This window comes from Roseomonas sp. CCTCC AB2023176 (assembly GCF_042259275.1).
GTDB lineage: Bacteria > Pseudomonadota > Alphaproteobacteria > Acetobacterales > Acetobacteraceae > Roseomonas.
In genome coordinates this window covers 93,681-109,714 of sequence record NZ_CP170087.1, presented here as the reverse complement: position 1 = coordinate 109,714, position 16,034 = coordinate 93,681, and the positions used below count along the sequence as shown (strand labels likewise).

17 protein-coding genes are annotated in these 16,034 nt (G+C 68.4%); 6 read left to right on the top strand and 11 right to left on the bottom strand.

All coding sequences use genetic code 11. From position 1 onward, the window contains the following. Positions 1-40: 40 nt before the first annotated feature. From ACE7GA_RS26935 to ACE7GA_RS26890, 10 genes are read right to left on the bottom strand one after another with little or no spacing between them, the layout of a single operon-like run. Positions 41-997, bottom strand: coding sequence for an NAD(P)H-dependent flavin oxidoreductase (locus ACE7GA_RS26935; protein ID WP_376100996.1), 957 nt, complete (start codon positions 995-997; stop codon positions 41-43). Positions 998-1,010: 13 nt separating this feature from the next. Next, positions 1,011-2,264 carry an NAD(P)/FAD-dependent oxidoreductase gene (locus tag ACE7GA_RS26930; protein ID WP_376100994.1) on the bottom strand — a complete coding sequence of 418 codons (1,254 nt, stop codon included), beginning with the start codon at positions 2,262-2,264 and terminating at the stop codon, positions 1,011-1,013. Further along, entirely contained in the window at positions 2,261-3,064 is an 804-nt protein-coding gene (locus ACE7GA_RS26925; RefSeq protein ID WP_376100992.1) for an ABC transporter permease, read from the bottom strand. Before ACE7GA_RS26925 ends, ACE7GA_RS26930 begins: the two co-directional genes overlap by 4 nt. Continuing rightward, positions 3,061-3,972 carry an ABC transporter permease gene (locus ACE7GA_RS26920; protein ID WP_376100989.1) on the bottom strand — a complete coding sequence of 304 codons (912 nt, stop codon included), beginning with the start codon at positions 3,970-3,972 and terminating at the stop codon, positions 3,061-3,063. The genes ACE7GA_RS26925 and ACE7GA_RS26920 overlap by 4 nt, the downstream gene beginning before the upstream one ends. Beyond that, positions 3,969-5,114: an ABC transporter ATP-binding protein gene (locus tag ACE7GA_RS26915; protein ID WP_376100987.1), complete on the bottom strand. Its 1,146-nt coding sequence runs from the start codon at positions 5,112-5,114 to the stop codon at positions 3,969-3,971. The genes ACE7GA_RS26920 and ACE7GA_RS26915 overlap by 4 nt, the downstream gene beginning before the upstream one ends. Positions 5,115-5,128: 14 nt before the next feature. Beyond that, the gene (locus ACE7GA_RS26910; protein ID WP_376100985.1) at positions 5,129-6,184 is read right to left on the bottom strand and encodes an ABC transporter substrate-binding protein; all 1,056 of its coding nucleotides are present in this window, start codon (positions 6,182-6,184) and stop codon (positions 5,129-5,131) included. 41 nt (positions 6,185-6,225) lie between these two features. Further along, positions 6,226-6,579: a 2Fe-2S iron-sulfur cluster-binding protein gene (locus tag ACE7GA_RS26905; protein ID WP_376100983.1), complete on the bottom strand. Its 354-nt coding sequence runs from the start codon at positions 6,577-6,579 to the stop codon at positions 6,226-6,228. 1 nt (position 6,580) lies between these two features. Next, positions 6,581-6,964, bottom strand: coding sequence for a RidA family protein (locus ACE7GA_RS26900; RefSeq protein WP_376100981.1), 384 nt, complete (start codon positions 6,962-6,964; stop codon positions 6,581-6,583). Positions 6,965-6,989: 25 nt separating this feature from the next. Beyond that, a complete protein-coding gene (locus ACE7GA_RS26895) occupies positions 6,990-7,970 on the bottom strand; it encodes a Rieske 2Fe-2S domain-containing protein (protein WP_376100979.1) in 981 nt (326 codons plus the stop codon). Positions 7,971-7,987: 17 nt separating this feature from the next. Further along, positions 7,988-8,791 (bottom strand): shikimate dehydrogenase family protein, encoded by an 804-nt coding sequence (locus tag ACE7GA_RS26890; RefSeq protein WP_376100977.1) that lies wholly within the window; start codon positions 8,789-8,791, stop codon positions 7,988-7,990. Between the two features lie 101 nt (positions 8,792-8,892). On the opposite strand from ACE7GA_RS26890, the gene ACE7GA_RS26885 reads away from it, so the two are divergent. The 5 genes from ACE7GA_RS26885 (at position 8,893) to ACE7GA_RS26865 (ending at position 13,968) form a co-directional block, all read left to right on the top strand. Further along, on the top strand, positions 8,893-9,738 hold the full coding sequence (locus ACE7GA_RS26885; RefSeq protein WP_376100975.1) for a transketolase: 846 nt from the start codon (positions 8,893-8,895) through the stop codon (positions 9,736-9,738). Continuing rightward, on the top strand, positions 9,731-10,750 hold the full coding sequence (locus ACE7GA_RS26880) for a transketolase family protein (protein WP_376100973.1): 1,020 nt from the start codon (positions 9,731-9,733) through the stop codon (positions 10,748-10,750). The genes ACE7GA_RS26885 and ACE7GA_RS26880 overlap by 8 nt, the downstream gene beginning before the upstream one ends. Beyond that, complete coding sequence (locus ACE7GA_RS26875; protein WP_376100971.1) at positions 10,747-11,865, top strand: glycerol dehydrogenase; 1,119 nt, start codon at positions 10,747-10,749, stop codon at positions 11,863-11,865. Before ACE7GA_RS26880 ends, ACE7GA_RS26875 begins: the two co-directional genes overlap by 4 nt. 95 nt (positions 11,866-11,960) lie before the next feature. After that, on the top strand, positions 11,961-12,695 hold the full coding sequence (locus tag ACE7GA_RS26870; protein WP_376100969.1) for a GntR family transcriptional regulator: 735 nt from the start codon (positions 11,961-11,963) through the stop codon (positions 12,693-12,695). 127 nt (positions 12,696-12,822) lie between these two features. Then, complete coding sequence (locus ACE7GA_RS26865; RefSeq protein ID WP_376100967.1) at positions 12,823-13,968, top strand: aminotransferase class III-fold pyridoxal phosphate-dependent enzyme; 1,146 nt, start codon at positions 12,823-12,825, stop codon at positions 13,966-13,968. A gap of 154 nt (positions 13,969-14,122) precedes the next feature. Here the strand turns inward: ACE7GA_RS26865 and ACE7GA_RS26860 are convergent, their stop codons facing one another. Further along, complete coding sequence (locus ACE7GA_RS26860) at positions 14,123-15,172, bottom strand: tyrosine-type recombinase/integrase (protein WP_376100965.1); 1,050 nt, start codon at positions 15,170-15,172, stop codon at positions 14,123-14,125. Positions 15,173-15,409: 237 nt separating this feature from the next. Between ACE7GA_RS26860 and ACE7GA_RS26855 the strand changes: the two genes are divergently transcribed. After that, positions 15,410-16,018, top strand: a complete 609-nt coding sequence (locus ACE7GA_RS26855; RefSeq protein ID WP_376100963.1) for a DUF6338 family protein — start codon at positions 15,410-15,412, stop codon at positions 16,016-16,018. The last annotated feature ends 16 nt before the right edge of the window (positions 16,019-16,034 follow it).

Below are 16,034 nucleotides of genomic sequence, written 5' to 3'. Positions count from 1 at the left end.
CGGAGAGGCAGGTCGGCGCACGGGGCATTCGCGATTTCGGTCACGCGGACACCGCTGCGGCGTCATGGAACAGACGCATCGCGCGCGCGGTCGCGTCGCGGTACTCGCTCTCCAGCCGGTCCACGATGGCCGACACGGGGACGATGCCATGGACGGCGCCCACGCCCTGTCCCGCGCTGAGAACCTCCTTCCAGCGCTTCGGGCGTTTCGAGACGTCACCCGCGTAGCCCGCGAGGTCCGGCGGCAACCTGTCCGGGTCCATCCCGACCCCGCGTATGGAGGCGCTGAGCCAGGACGCGGGCGCCCCGGTGAAGGCGGCGCTCACGACGAGGTCCTCCAGCGTCGCATCGACGACGAGCTGCTTGTGCTCCTGCGGGGCGACGCTCTCCTCTGCCGGAATGAAGGCCGTGCCGACATAGACAAGATCAGCCCCAGCCGCGATCGCGCCCGCGATGCCGTGGCCGTCCGCGACGCCACCGCCCGCGATGATCAGCCCGTCAAACGTCGCGCGGACGGCCGAGATGAACGCGAAGGGAGACAGGGCGCCGGTGTGCCCGCCCGCCCCGGCGCAGATGCAGGCGAGCCCGTCCACGCCGGCCGCGATGGCCTTCCGCGCGAGCCGCAGCGTCGTCACGTCGCCGATGACCAGGCCGCCGTAGGCATGGACGACGTCGATCGCGGGGCGTGGGCTGCCGAGGGCGGTGATGACGACGGGTGGCCGATACCGGGCGACGAGTTCGAGGTCAGCCGCGAGTCGCGCGTTGCTACTGTGCGTGACGAGGTTCGCGGCCCAGACGGCAGGCCCGGGCCGATCCGACAGTCCTGTGCGGATCGCGTCGAACCACAGCTCCAGTTCCTGCGTCGTTCGCGCGTTCGAGGTCGGCAGGGCTCCCATGATGCCTGCGCGAGACGCGGCGACGACCAGGTCGGGGCCGGAGACGAGAAACATCGGGGCGGCGCAGACGGGAAGGCGGAGACGGAACGGCAAGCCGGTCATGATATGGTCCCGGTCACGCCGCCAGGGCTGCGCGGAGTGGGAAGCTTGGATCGGCGACCTGCTCCGGCGGCGGGTGCCGCCCGGAGGCGAGGATGCGGCGCGCGAAAGCATGCTCAGCCGGGCGGTTGATCGACTCGACGGCCAGGAGTCGCCCGCCGCGGTAGAGGAACACGGAGAAGCCGTCGGTTTCCGGATCGCCCCGGACGGCGCGGTGGTCGTGCCCCCTGCCGACCCCCGCGATCTGGAGCTTCGCGCCCCCCTGGTCCGACCAGAACCAGGGTACTGCATTGAATGCGCGTGGTCGTCCCATCAGGCGCTCCGCGACGCAGCGCGCCCCGTCCACGGCACCTTGAACCGACTCCAGGCATGCGGGCCCATCGGCCAGGGCGTAGGCCGCGCAGTCGCCGACTGCCGACACGGCCGGGTCGTCCGTGCGGAGGGTCGCATCAACCACGATGCCGCGCTCGACGCGGAGGCCCGAGGCGGCGGCGAGTTCGACGTTCGGCACGGCTCCGATGCCGACGAGCACCAGATCCGCAGGATGGATGCCGTGGTCGGTCTCGATCCAGGCTACCCGTCCATCCCTCAGGCCAAGGTCCGTCACCCGCACGCCGAAGCGGAAACGGATGCCGGACGCCTCGTGCAGGCGACGGAAGGCCGCCGCCGTCTCCGACGACACCGAGCGGGCCATGGGCCGATCCGCCGATTCGAGGACTGTCACGTCCCAGCCCGACCGCACCGCAACGGCGGCCGCTTCGAGCCCGATGAAACCTGCCCCGACCACGAGGAGGCGACCGGGGCGTGCTAGCGCCGCGCGCAGTGCCCGCGCGTCATCGAGCGTCCGGAGCGAGTGAACCCCCACGGGAGGAGGGTGGCCAACAGCAAGCAGCCCGCTGCGGGCACCGGTTGCGAGGACAAGGTGGTCGTAGGGAAGCCGCCGCCCGGACGCGAGCGTCACCTGCCTCGCGTCGCGTTCGAGGCCGACGACGGGGGAGCCGAGCAGGAGATCAATGCAGCGCTCCGCGTAGAAGGCGGCGGGACGAAGGGCCAGGCTTCCCTCGTCCGAGGTTCCGGCGAGCATCTCCTTCGAGAGTGGCGGCCGTTGGTACGGCGCGTGATCTTCCGCCCCGGCGATGACGACCTTGCCCCCGAAGCCGAGGTCCCGCAGCGCAGCCGCGACGGCGAACCCGGCCTGCCCCGCCCCGACGATCACGACCGAGGCATCCGGCGGGAGCGCCGCTCCGGCGAGCGCGGAGCCGACCGTCATGCGCGCCTCCGCCGCTTGGCGGCACCGAGCGCGACGAAGGCGAGTCCAACCACGAGGCTCCCGGCGGTAAGGACGGTGCTCACCGCGGCGATCGTCGGATCCAGCTCGTCCCGGAGGGAGGAGAACATGACCTTCGTGATCGTCGTGTTCTGCCCCGCTGCGATGAAGAGCGAGACGACGACCTCATCCATCGAGGTTACGAAGGCGAACAGGGTTCCGGAGAGGATGCTCGGCGCAATCTGCGGCAAGGTGACGCGCAGGAAGGCCGTGGGGCGACCACAGCCGAGACTGAGTGCCGCCCGCTCCTGCGCCGGGTCCGAGGATCGAAGGGCCGAGAGCGTCGTGATGACGACGAAGGGCAGTGCCAGCATCGCGTGCGCCGCGACCAAGCCCCAGAACGAGCCGAGCCAGTTGAGCCGGACGTAGAGGTAGAAGACCCCGAGGGCGATCGCGATGTGGGGCGTGAGGAGGGGCAACAGCATCATGCCGCGCACGGCCTGGACCGCAGGGGACCGTGCGTGGTGCGCGGCGTAGGCCGTGAGCACGCCGATCGGCGTCGCGAGGAGGGCCGTGATGGCGCCGACCTGGAGACTTCGCACCAGGGCATTGGACCACAGTGCCGACCCGAACAGCCGCTCATACCAGCGGAACGACCAGATCACCGGCGGAAAGTCGAGGTAGCGAGTGCCGGAGAAGGACATGGGCACGATGAGGAGGATCGGCGCCACGAGGAAGGCAAGAAGGAGGGCCGTGACGGCGTAGAGGGCGAGGCGCCCTCCGAGGGGAATGACGTCCCTCATGTCGCGGGATCCGCGCCGACCACGCGATCGAGCGGCACGAAGCGTCGGATGAGGGCGAGGAGGAGGAGGATGACGAGGACGAAGAGAACGGAAACCGCTGCCGCTGGGCCCCAGTCCCGATTCAGGTTCACGTCCCGCTCGATCACGATGGCGACCGTCATCGTCCGGCCGCCACCCAGGAGCGCGGGGGTGATGTAGAAGCCGAGGCTCAGGACGAAGACGAAGACCGCGCCTGCCGCGAGGCCAGGGGCGGAGAGAGGCAGGAAGACGCGCCTGAGCGCGTAACCCACCGGGGCGCCGAGGCCGAGGGCTGCCCGCATGTAGGCCTCGTCGATCTGGCGCATCTGCGCGACGAGGGGGAAGACCATGAAGGGCAGCATGATGTGGAACATGCCGACCCCCGCGCCGAAGACGTTGTGCATCATCCGCAGCGGCTCCTCGATCACGCCGAGCGAGAGCAGGCCCTTGTTCACCACGCCCCGGTTCTGGAGGAGGACGAGCCAGCCGTAGGTCCGGACGAGAACACTCGTCCAGAATGGCAGGGCGACGAGCATGAGGCAGAGGCCGCGCGCGGCGGGTGGCATGACGAGGATGGCGAGGGCGAGAACGTAGCCAAGCACGATGCAGAGGGCCGTCACGACGGTCGCCATCCATACGGTGAGCCAGAGGCTCGACAGGTAGGACGAATCCGTCACGACGGCCCGATAGTGCGAGAGGGAGATGCCGTCGGCGGTGCTGAGTGACACGAAGACGAGCCAGCCCATCGGCACGATGAGGAGCCCGAGCATGAGCAAGCCGCCCGGAAGGGCAGCGAGACCGTAGCCGAACTGCCGCCGCCGCTCCGCTGCCTGGACGGCGTCGGCCGCCCGGTTCAGGCGGGAGGAAAGGTCTTCCGCCGTCGCACTCAAGGCACGACCGGAACGACGGGTGTCATGGCAGGCACGAGACCGATCTCCGTCGGCGCGCCTGCGTCGGGCAAGGGCGGCGAGGCGGAGCCGAGGAGCGAGCGCCGGACGCTGACGGGCAGGCCATTGGACAGTCGGAAGAGCAGGAGGATGCTCTCGCCTTGGAAGATCGCGTCCTCGAGCCGTGCGGGCAGACGCCACGCGTCCGGCGGGAACTCGCCGGGGAGGAGGACCCGTTCCGATCGAGCCACGACCATGTGCTCGCCCCGGATCGCATCGCCCGCCCAGGCCAGTGCCGAGCCGTCCGCGAGACGGAGCGTTGCCCCATCCGGGGTGACGGGGATGAGGGAGGTCTCCCCGAGGAAACCTGCCACGAATGCATTTGCCGGGCGGTCGTAGATGGCGCGCGGGGTATCGAGCTGGACGATGCGGCCGCGGTTCATGATCGCGACCCGGTCGCTCATCGTCAGCGCCTCGCGCTGGTCGTGGGTCACGTAGAGCGTGGTTGCTCCGATACGCCGGTGCAGGTGCCGGATCTCGACCTGCATGTGCTCCCGAAGGTTCTTGTCCAGCGCCGACAACGGTTCATCCATCAGGACGATGCGCGGAGAGAAGACCACGGCGCGCGCCAGCGCGACGCGCTGCCGCTGGCCGCCGGAGAGGGCCGCGACGGACCGTTCCGCGAAGCCGTCCAGGCGCACCATCTCCAGGACCTCCGCCACGCGTCGCAGGATCTCGGCGCGGGGCAGGCGCCGGACCCGCAGGGGGAAAGCGATGTTCTCCCCGACCGTCATGTGCGGGAACAGGGCGTAGCTCTGGAACACCATCCCGAGGTCCCGCCGGTTGGGCGGCAGGGCCGTCACGTCGCGGTCCCCGAAGGAGACGATGCCCCGATCCGGCGCCTGAAAGCCCGCGATGATGTTCAGCAACGTCGTCTTGCCGGAGCCGGACGGTCCCAGCAGGGTGATGAACTCACCAGGGAAGACGTCGAGCGAGACGTCGTCGAGGGCGAGGAAGCCGCCGTAGCGCTTCCGCGCCACCTCGATCCGGATGGCGGGCAGCTCGGCCGGTCTCGCCGGGTCGGGGGCGGGCAGGGCCAGACTCCCCGATGCGTGCCGCTCCAGGAGATCCGCCGCATCCGCCATCTGTTGCCGTCCCTTTACTGCTGGAGGAAGCGCGAGAAGCGTTGGTAGGCCGCATCGGCCTCGGCCGAGGCGTACCAGCCCTGGTCAACCCGCAGCTGGAGGCCGACGTTGTCCGGCGCGGTCGGAAGCCACGGAATGGAGTCGCGCCGGATGATGCCCGTGTCGAAGGCCCGGGGGTTGATCGGCCCGAAGCCGATGCGGTTCGCGAAGTTGGCCTGGTTGCGAGGGTCCAGTGCGCTGTTGATCAGCCGCATCGCCCCCTCCGGGTTCGGGGCGTTGCGGGGGACCATCCAGCACTCCGCGTCGAGGAAGGCTTGGTTCCAGACGAAGCCGACATTGCCGCCCTCACGCGCGAGGTCGGCAGCCCGGGAGCTGGTGATGAGGATCATGTCCACCTCGCCGTCGCGGAGGAGCTGGCTCGCCTGGGCGGGAGATCGCCACCAGATCGCGACGTTCCGCTTGATCTGCTCCAGCTTCGCAAAGGCCCGGTCCAGGCCAGCGGGGGTCCGCAGGGTCGCGTAGACCTGATCCGCTGGCACGCCGTCGGCCATGAGCGCGGCCTCCAGCGCGTACAGCCCCTCACCCATCAGCGCCCGTCGCCCGGGAAAGCGCGAGACGTCCCAGAAATCGGCCCAGCTCTGCGGGGGAGTACGGACGCGGGTGCGGTTGTAGGCGATGCCGTAGGTGAAGGTGTACATGCCGACGTAGTCGCGCCGGGCAAGGTTCTCCGGCACGCGCGAGCGATCCACGATGCCGTAGTCGAGGGGGCGCAGCCAGCCGGCCTGCGACACCGCCTCGCATCGTGCGAAGCCGATCGAGATGATGTCCCAGCCCGGGGCACCCGCGGAAAGATGGGCGCGAACGCCCGGCCAGCCGCCATGGACCTCGGGATTGACCCGGATACCGAGCTGTCGCGCCTCCGCGAGGAGGCCCTCTACCGCTGCTTCCTGCGTGATGCCGCCGAAGGTCGTGAAGGTGACCGCATTCTGGGCAGCGGCCGGCCCCGACGACACGCCCGAGGCCAGGAGTGGCGCGAGCAGGAGCAAGCGCCGCACGATCGTCCGCATCATCTCAATCTTCCCCTCTCCCGGCCTCTGGCCGCGCCGTACCCCTACGGTACGGCGATGACCAAGCCGTCCATGTCCTCGTTCAGGATGATCTGGCAGCCGAGCCGTGATGCCGGCGTCAATCCTTCGACAGAATCGAGCATCGCGACCTCGTCGGCGCGCGCGGGCGGCAGGCGTCCAACCCATTCCGGTGCGACCTCGACGTGGCAGGTCGCGCACGCAAGATTGCCGCCACAGGCGCCGTCCACCCCCGCGCCGGAGTCCCGAAGCAGCACCATCAGACTCGTCCCCGATGGTGCAGCCAGGCTCAAATCCGCGCCCCGCGCCGTGCGGCAGGTGACCCGTACGGCCGGACCTGCCGGCGCATGGGGCGCAGGGATGAAGGCGGCCGGAACCATCTCAGCCGACCGCAATGGCCTCGACCTCCACGATCCACTCCGGCTTCACGAGCGCCTTGACGTAGACGAGGGTCGAGGCAGGCTTCGTGGTGCCGAGCATCGCCGAGCGCACCCGCGCGAACTCCGCGTAGTCCGACGGATCGAGGAGGAAAACGGTCGTCTTCACGACGTTCGGCAGTTCCAGTCCGCCCTCCCGGAGAATGGCCTCGACGGCCTTGAAGGCGAGTTCCGTCTGCGCGGCGATGCCGGCCGGCGCGTTGCCGTCGCGGTCCACCCCCACCTGGCCCGCGCAGTAGATGGTGCGGGTGGCTCCCTCGACGGCGAACCCGTGGGAGTACGTGTTGGATGACGGCAGTGAGGCCGGGTTGAGGACGGTGGCTGTCATGGATCTGGCTCCGTGCGTGGCAAGGTCAGGTGATGAAGGGTTGAGACGGGTGCGCTCGCGGCCAGTTCCTCAGCAGCACGAGGTACTTCGCGAGTGACTTGTCGGACGCGGTGAGCAGGCCCGGGCGGTATCGGATGGTGTTGAGGAGCGGCTGGTCCTCGGCGATGGTGCGCTCCGACACGACCTTCATCGCCGCCAGCTGCGCCTCGGCGTCGGGACCCTTCAGGACCATGTAGGCGCCGAACACGTTGTGAAGGCCCGGGCGGGGCAGGCTGAAACCGGTGATGGCCGCGCACCAGAAGCCGTCGTAGGTGCCGTGGCGGTAAAAGAACATGCCGCGCAGGCCGAGGGTCCATTCGATGGGCTTGTTGCCCTGATGCACGCCGTTCACATCGTATTCGAGGCCCCACTCATTCCAGCGAAGGAGGTCGTGAGGGTCGGCCACCCCGAACTTCACCCCGTGCACGACCTTGATGTGCTGCATGTCCGGCGTGTTGGCGGCGAAGGTCCAGGGATCGCTTCGCATCGGCTCAGGCAGCGTGTAGTTGCCGAGGAGGACCTCGTCTTCGCCGTAGGGGAGTGTCGGCAGCTCGAAGAGGGGCGTTTCCCCGTTGAAGGCCCAGACGATGCCCCAGCGCTCCTGGCTCGGGAACCTGAAGAGGCAGGCGCTGCGCGGCGGTGGGTCGCCGATGCCCGTCTTCACGCAGACCCCGCGCGCGTCATATTCCCAGTGGTGGAACGCGCATTGAAGGTTGTCGCCGACCACCTTGCCGATGGACAGGTCCGCGCCGACGTGGGGACAGTAGGCGCTGACGACGCTCACGCTCCCGTCCGCGCCGCGGAAGATCGCGACGCGACCGTCGAGGAAGTCACGGCCGACGACGCCGCCCGAGGGCACCTCCTTCGAGAAGCACAGGGGATACCAGGATTGACGGAACAGTCCGTCCTCGCCCTCAGCGGGGATCGCCTTCGCCCGGTACGGGGCAGTCGGCATGTTCGTGTCCATCGTGATGCTCCTTCGGATCAGGGCGTCTCGCCATCGCGCGGAAACGGCGGGGCGAGGAGGGCGTCTATGATGAGGTCGATCTGTTCGGTGATCATGTGCACGCCACGATGCGCGACGGCGCCGAGGCGCTCCGCCTCGTGCAGGAGGAGCGTCACGTCGGGTTGCATGATCATCTCGGCGACGACCGTGTCCGGCCAGAGGCCGGCGAGATCGAGAGGCAACGGGTCGTTCGCATGCATCCCGAGCGGGGTGCCGTTCACGACGAGGTCGTAGCCCTGGGCCCGTGGCGGCACGACGGCGACGTCGGCCGCCGGGTGGGCGCCGCGGATGCGATCGACGAGCGCCGCGGCGACGGAGGCCGTCCGGTTCGAGATACCGAGGCGGGCGACCCCCGCCGCAACGAGGGCGAGCGCCACCGCGGAGGCAGCACCGCCCGCGCCGACGAGAAGTGCGCGTCGACCCCGCGGGTCGTGTCCACGGCGGCGGAGGCCGGCCACGAAGCCGCTGCCGTCGTGCATGCTCCCGACGAGACGGCCGTCCGGCAGCTTGCGCGCGACGTTGCAGGCTCCGAGGGCCGAGGCATCGCCATGCAGCTCGTCGCAGAGCGACGCGACAGACCGCTTGTGCGGCATCGTGACCACCACGCCCGCCAGGTTCCTGACCTGGCGGAGCGCCGAAACGCTAGCTGCGAGATGCGCCGGCATCACGTCCCAAGGGACGAGAACGGCGTCCACGCCACGCTCCGCGCAGCGGGTGTTGAAGAGGCCGGGCGTTCGCACATGGTCCGCCGGATGGGCGAGGTGCACCGCGACACGGGTCAAGCCCGAGATGCCCATGTCGCTCCTGCACTCCCTAGCCGAGGCAATTCCCGGCTTGCGCGACACATGATGGAAGATATATCATGCGTCGTCCAGGGGGAAAAATGCCTGTCGTCAACGCACCCGCCGATACGGCGCCGCTAGACTTCCTCAGGGCCAAGGCGCTGAACCTGCGTCGCCACATGCTCGTTCAGGCGGCGGGAAAGGGCCAGGGTTACCTCGGCCAGGGCTTCGGCATCGCCGACTTCCTCGCCGTCCTCTACTTCTACGAGATGCGTCACGACGCAGCCGATCCAGGCTGGGCCGATCGGGACCGCTTCTATCTCTCGACCGGCCACTACTCGATCGCCCTCTGGGCTGCCCTCGCCGAGGCCGACTACTTTGACCGAGCGCTGTTGCCGACGTACGGCGCCGACGGCAGTCCCGTGGAGATGAGCACGATCGAGGGCCGCCTGCCCGGCGTCGAGATGACCGGCGGTTCTCTCGGGCATGGGCTCGGCATCGCGACCGGTGTCGCGCTCGGGCACCGGATCGCGGGCCGCCCGTCCCGCACGTTCGTGGAGATCTCCGACGGCGAACTGCAGGAGGGATCCACCTGGGAAGCGGCAACGGCTGCGACGAGCTTCCATCTGTCGAACCTCGTCGCCTTCTGCGATTGCAACGGCATCCAGGCCGATGGGCCGATGGTCGTGGACATCGAGCCCGTCGCGGGAAAGTGGCGCGCCTTCGGCTGGGATACGGTCGAGATCAACGGCAATGACATGGCGGCGCTCGTCGGCGCGATGCACTGGGCCCGTGCCGACTCGAGGGCTCCGAAGATGATCGTCATGCGGACCACGCCGGGCTTCGGCGTCCGGCGCCTCGTGCAACGGGAGAAGGCTCACTTCGTCCGGATCGGTCCGGAGGAGTGGAACGACGTCGCGAACGAGTTGGAGGCAGAGAATGGCTGAGGGGCGTACGCTCGGAATGGGGGAGCTGGAGACGGTGGAGCACCGACCCTCCGTCATGGCCCCCTTCTCCCGTGGCATCCTCGCGGCCCAGGCCGCGAGGGGTGATCTCGTCGTCCTCACAGCCGACCTCGGCAAGTACACCGACGTGTACCCGTTCCGCGACGCCCATCCCGGCCGCTTCCACAACGTCGGCATGGCCGAGCAGGCGCTCGTCACTGTCGCGGCAGGACTCGCCCGCACCGGACACGTCCCCTACTGCACGACCTATGGCTGCTTCGCGACCCGGCGAGCCTACGACTTTCTTGCCATCGCGTGCGCGCATGGGGGCGCGAACGTGAAGATGTTCGCCGCCCTGCCCGGAATCACGACAGGCTACGGCGGCACGCACCAAGCCATCGAGGACCTCGGTCTCATGCGCTCCATCCCCGACATGACCGTCATCGACCCTTGCGATGCGACGGAGATGGAGCAGGTCGCGGAAGCTGCCGCCGACATCCCGGGAACGGTGTACTGCCGCCTCCTCCGGGGCGCGGTGCCGCAGGTGCTGGACCCGCGCTCTTACCGCTTCGTTCCGGGCCGCACGATGCCTTTGCGCGAGGGATCGGACGTAGCGATCGTCTCGACAGGCTTCATGACCGAGCGCTGCCTCGACGCGTGCCGGGCTCTGGAAACCGACGGCGTGGAAGCGGGCGTGCTCCACGTGCCCACGATCAAGCCCTTCGACGCCGAGACCGTTGTCGATTTCGTCGCCGCTGCGGACCGGCTGGTCGTAGTCGAGAACCACGTCAGTATCGGCGGGCTCGCGAGCCTCGTCTTCGACGCCATGATGGAGAGGGGGCTATGCCGGCCCGTCCTGAAGATCGGCATCCCCGACCGCTTCATCGAGTGCGGCTCCGTTCCCTACCTCCAGGACAAGTACGGCCTCTCGACCGCGCGCCTGACCGGACGGCTGCGATCCTGGCTCGCCAGTCCCGGAGGCCCTGCCCCCATCCAGCCCGGAGGACGCGCATGATCATCTTCGGCTCACCTCGCCGCTACGTGCAGGGTCCCGGCGCTCTACGCGCGGTTGGGACGGAAGCGGCGCGACTCGGCCGCAGCATCGGTCTCGTCGCGGACGCGCAGGTCATGGATCTGGTCGGCAGCACCGTGGCGGCGGCGGCGCAGGAGGCTGGTCTCCACTTCCGCGCGCTGCCCTTCACGGGTGAGGTGACATTGCCGGAGATCGAACGGCTCGTCGCCGCATGCCGGGGAGCCGAGCCGCCTGACGTGATCGTCGCCGCAGGTGGGGGCAAGGGAATCGACACGGGCAAGGCCGTTTCCTCCCGTCTCGGGGCGCGGCTGATCACGCTGCCGACCGTGGCGTCGAACGACTCCTCGACGAGCCACATCATGGTCCTCTACGACGCGGATCACCGGCTCACCGGAGTGGAGCGCCTGCCGGCGAATCCGGATGCCGTCATCGCCGATACGGCGGTGATCGCCCGGGCTCCCCGGGTTCTCCTGCTCGCCGGGATCGGCGACACCGTCGCCAAGCGCTTCGAGGCCGAAGCCTGTTCCGCGGCAGGGGGTGTGAATATGTTCGGCGGCACACCGCCGCGGATGGCTCTCGCCATCGCCGAAGCGTCCTGGGAGATCCTTCGTGCCGACGCGTCGGCGGCGCTAGACGTCGCGGGCGGTGGCACCCCGACGCCGGCCCTGGAGCGCGTCGTGGAGGCGTGCCTGTTGATGAGCGGCCTTGCCTTCGAGAGCGGCGGGCTTTCGATCGCCCATGCGATGACGCGCGGCCTCACAGCCGTCGAGCCGATCGCGGGTGTCCTTCACGGGCTCCAGGTCGCCTACGGCGTTCTCGTCCAGGTCGCGCTCGACCGTTCACGCGGGGACGAGCTGGCCGACCTGCTCTCCTTCTACGCGGAGGTGGGCTTGCCCCGCAGCCTTGGCGATCTCGGGATGCCCGATCCCGGCGGAAACGTCCTTTCGGCCATCGCGGGCCCGACCATCGCCGCGCCCCACACGCGCAACTTCGGTCGCGTCCTCGCCGAGGCTGACCTCGTCACCGCGATGAGCCACCTGGAAGACATCGCGGCAGTGCAGGAGGGACGCCGGGCGATGGAAATCGCGGCGACCTGAACAGCACCTCTCGGTACCCTGCGGCGCTTCCTGGCATCAGGAGACAGACCATCCCGAGCCTTGAACACATTGAACACGAGAGCCTCTCGTCACGCGTGCACCGGCTGATCAGGAACGCCCTGATGGACGGACAGTACGAGCCGGGCGAGCGCATCCGCATCTCGACGGTCGCGTCGGAACTTGGCACGAGCATTACGCCGGTCCGGGAAGCGATCTTCCGGCTGGTCAGCGAGGGGGCGCTGGAGCTGAAGGCGGCGACCTCCGTGCAGGTGCCGATCCTTTCGGTCAGTCAACTTCGTGAAATCCAGACCGTCCGCATCCTGCTGGAAGGCGTGCTGACGGAGCGGGCGGGAGAGGTCATTACCGAGCGCCAACTGTCCGATCTGGAACGCATCCAGGAAGACTTCATCGCGGCCGCCGAGAGGGATGCAAAGCTTGCCAGCCTCCATAACCGGCGTTTTCACTTCGCGCTCATGACCATCGCGGCGCAGCCTACGATCGCAGGCGTCGTCGAGAACATGTGGGTGATGATGGGATCCTTGCTGAAGGTTTTTCACGACACGGTGCCGCAGCGGGAGCTCTCGAAGGACAGGCACCGCCATTACGACGTTCTCTCCGCACTCCGGGAAGGGCGGCCCGTCGCGGCACGCGAGGCGATGGAAGCTGACATCCGTTGGGGTATGTTGCTCGTGGAGTGGCTGGAGGAGGAGACCCGCAAGCGAGAAGCGGCAGAGCAGTCCTTCGTCGGGCGACTGAGCCGAAAAGCGGAGGGTTCCGGCAAGGCTCCGCTCCCGCGCTCGAAGGCGGCCAGCGCACGGCTGGAAGTGTAGCCATCGCCGCTGCAACCGCCGAGAGAACAGCGCCCCCGCAATGTGAGTCGGGGAACGGGCGATGATGAGCGCCGTCTCACCCGAACAGAACCTTCGTGCGCGCGCAGGTCGCGTCATGCCAGGGGGTGTGGACACCATCTCGCGCGCCTGGAGGCTTCCTCCGGGATTTCCGATCTTCCTCGCAAGGGGCCGGGGAGCACGAGTTTGGGATGTCGACGGACGAGAGTACGTGGATCTGGCCTGCTCCGGAGGAGCGGCGATTCTCGGCCATCATCATCCTTCGGTGGAAGCCGCGGTGACGAGGCAGACTCGTCTCGGAGACGGATTGGGGGGGCCAAACGAGGTGATGGTGGCGCTCGCGGAGCGGCTCGTGGATCGCTGTATCGGGGCTGACTGGGCAATGTTCCGGAGCGACGCGGCGGCGGCGCTCACAGCCTGTGCGAGAATCGCCCGGATCGCGACCGGGCGGCGGAGCATCGCCGTGGCGCTCGGTTCCGCCCACGTCAGTCGGCCTGCCCCGCCTAACGTGAGCGGCCGAGTGTCACGCCCCGAATTGCGGTTCGTATACAATGACGTGACCTCACTGCGAGGGGCGGCCGATGCTGCGGGGAACGATCTTGCCGCCATCGTGGTCACTGCCTTCCGACACGACGACGCCGTTGACCACGAGATGCCCAAGCCGTCCTTCGTACAGGCCGCGCGTTCGCTGTGCGACGGTGCCGGCGCGGTCCTCATCCTTGATGAGGAAAAGGGGGGGCTGCGGCTTCACCCATCAGGAAGTTGGAGTCGTCTGGGAGTTCGGCCGGACCTGTCGGTTCTCGGCCGCGTCATCGCGAACGGACGCGCCCTTGCTGCCGTGACCGGTGCGGAGCCGCTCCGCGATGCGGCTGCCAGCGTCCTTGCCACCGCGCCCTGGCCGCATGCGGCGACGCCAATGGCCGCGGCGGTCGCGACGCTTGATGAGTTGGACACTGGCATGATCACCGACATGGAAGCCCTCGGCGCTTACTTCCGCGGCGGCCTTACGGCATTGGCCCGCCTGCATTCCGTTGCCCTCCGTCAGTCTGGGCCGATGCACATGCCTCTTCTACGCTTCGACGATGATTCCGACTTGTCGAAGATCGGTGCCTTCTGCGTCGGCGCGGCACGGGCAGGCGCCTACATCCATCCCTGCCGGACCATGTTCCTCAGCTGTGCCCATGCGGAGCCGGACATTGATCGCGCGCTGGACGCTGCAGCAGCCGGAATGAAGCTGGTCAAGGCCATTTCGTAACGGTGCGTTCGGCGGTAGCGTTGTCGTGTCCGCTGCCGCGGTCGTCCGGGCGCTGAATTGCCCACGAGAACTCAGTTTGGTATGGTGGCTGTGTCCGGAAAGGTGGATTTCCGGACGGTGCCGCGCGAGACGAACGACGCGGCTCAGGACGGTCTCAAGGTGATCCATCCCCACGCCGTCCATAGTATCGCGCGACCGCACCTCGCCCCGCGAACTGCCGCTCTGCGTAGCGCGCGGGCATCGTTGGCGATTTCCAGCGCCCCGCCTGCATGATCGCGGGGAGTTCCGAACCGGCCGCTGCAAGGTCCTGCGTCATGCCGACACGCGCGGAATGGCCGGAGAAGGCTGAAGCATCGAGGCCAGCAGTTGCCGCAAGGCCTTTCACGATCGGCGGTACGGCTCCCGAAGCAAGACGTCGCATCACGCGACCCGCCTTGTTAATCGCGCGGAAGATCGCACCCGCCTCAATGGCGGCGAGGTCGAGCCAGCGCTTGAGGTGGGTCATCGTGCGAGGCGAGAGCCACAGCACCTCGCCCTCGCCGGCCTGATCGGTTTTCGAGCGACGGATGAGGACAGTGCCGCTTCCGTCAGGGCTGGACGTGACGTCTTCGACGTCGAGTGCAACTGCCTCGGATCGACGCGCGAGGAGGTCTCGCATCGTCAGAAGGAGCGCGACGTCACGCTGCACCCGCAAGGACGGTTCCGGACCGACGAGACGGAGAAGAAGGCGCACATCGTCCTCGCCGACGGGCGCGGCCTGGCGTTGGCGGGTGCCGAGGGAACGCGTCATACGCTTCAGCGCGAGGCGGACCTCTTCGGCCTTTGTGGGGTCGGTCAAGCCGGCCGCGCGGTGCATCGTGCCGACCGCCCAGACGGCCTGCCGGATCGTCGCGGGCTTGCACGCACGCTCCGCAAGATCATCCACGTAGCGCGCGACGGTCTCGGCCGTGCAGGGCAACGGGGAAGCGCGTTCGGTTGCAGCCCAAGCCGTGAAGGCGGCCGAAGCCTTGCGGAGCGCGCGTTCCGTCTCCGGTGCGAGTGCGCCGCGGGCACTGCGAGCGTGCGCCTCGAGACGCTCCGCAATGTCGGGCGGTAGATCCGACGGCGGTTCCGGGAGAACAATCGCTGACCGATTGACCGGCGCCGGCCGGCGCCGCGCAACAGTGACCCGAGCCGACGCGCGATCCTCGCCTCCGGTCGCCACCTTGTCCCACGCTCTTCCGGCTTCGCCCGGGACGCTAGGTCCGCGCCAAGGCGATTACCAGCGGTAACTGACATTACCGTGGGTAATTTAACAGATCCACGGTCAGGAGGGAGGTGCTACTCGGGGCTTGTAGCGCGCGCTTAGGTGTTCAAACGACTGAGAGCATCGCCTGCGTTCATCGAAGACCGGCAGCAGTCTTCAATCCTCGGTATACTCACCCGTGGGTGGGAGGTCGGGATGGGTGACGTCAAGTCCTTGGAGCAGCTGGCGCTCGTCGCTGCCTTCCTTTCGCCGGGCCTCATTGCACTCTTCGTGCGAGCGCAATTCCTCACCGGGCGAATGGACACCACCAAGGACGCCATTCTTGGCTTCTTCACCCTCTCGACGATCTATTACGGCCTCCTCGCGCCCTTCCTGCCGTGGCTGGCCACCCGCGGGCTGGCCCCGACGAGCGGAGCGCTGCCGCTGTTCCTCTGGACGGTAGTCGGACCGGCGCTGTTCGGTTCCGTGCTGGGGGTCAACGCTTCTCGGGGGTGGACTTGGAACATGCTCGTCAGGCTCGGCCTCCAGACCGTCCACGTGATCCCCACGGCGTGGGACAGGACGTTCGGACAGTTCCCCGCCGCGTGGGTGACGGTCACCATGAAGGACGGCAGCAAGGTGTCGGGATTCATGGGCGCGCGGTCGTTCGCGTCCTCCGACCCGAAGGAGCGGGACCTCTACATCGAGAAGGTCTACCGGGTGGACGAAGAGGGAGCCTGGCACGGGGTCGGGGACAGGAGCATCCTCGTTCCGGCGGGCGACATCAGGTGCGTGGAAATCATGCCGGACAGGAAGGAGGCGTAGATGAGCGACGAACGCA

Bases quoted from the DNA above. Each gene is read 5' to 3' on its own strand.
- ACE7GA_RS26895 (WP_376100979.1), bottom strand. From the start codon at position 7,970: ATGGACACGAACATGCCGACTGCCCCGTACCGGGCGAAGGCGATCCCC.
- ACE7GA_RS26905 (WP_376100983.1), bottom strand. From the start codon at position 6,579: ATGGTTCCGGCCGCCTTCATCCCTGCGCCCCATGCGCCGGCAGGTCCG.
- ACE7GA_RS26910 (WP_376100985.1), bottom strand. From the start codon at position 6,184: ATGATGCGGACGATCGTGCGGCGCTTGCTCCTGCTCGCGCCACTCCTG.
- ACE7GA_RS26930 (WP_376100994.1), bottom strand. From the start codon at position 2,264: ATGACGGTCGGCTCCGCGCTCGCCGGAGCGGCGCTCCCGCCGGATGCC.
- ACE7GA_RS26855 (WP_376100963.1), top strand. From the start codon at position 15,410: ATGGGTGACGTCAAGTCCTTGGAGCAGCTGGCGCTCGTCGCTGCCTTC.
- ACE7GA_RS26900 (WP_376100981.1), bottom strand. From the start codon at position 6,964: ATGACAGCCACCGTCCTCAACCCGGCCTCACTGCCGTCATCCAACACG.
- ACE7GA_RS26885 (WP_376100975.1), top strand. From the start codon at position 8,893: ATGCCTGTCGTCAACGCACCCGCCGATACGGCGCCGCTAGACTTCCTC.
- ACE7GA_RS26875 (WP_376100971.1), top strand. From the start codon at position 10,747: ATGATCATCTTCGGCTCACCTCGCCGCTACGTGCAGGGTCCCGGCGCT.
- ACE7GA_RS26925 (WP_376100992.1), bottom strand. From the start codon at position 3,064: ATGAGGGACGTCATTCCCCTCGGAGGGCGCCTCGCCCTCTACGCCGTC.
- ACE7GA_RS26915 (WP_376100987.1), bottom strand. From the start codon at position 5,114: ATGGCGGATGCGGCGGATCTCCTGGAGCGGCACGCATCGGGGAGTCTG.
- ACE7GA_RS26935 (WP_376100996.1), bottom strand. From the start codon at position 997: ATGACCGGCTTGCCGTTCCGTCTCCGCCTTCCCGTCTGCGCCGCCCCG.
- ACE7GA_RS26880 (WP_376100973.1), top strand. From the start codon at position 9,731: ATGGCTGAGGGGCGTACGCTCGGAATGGGGGAGCTGGAGACGGTGGAG.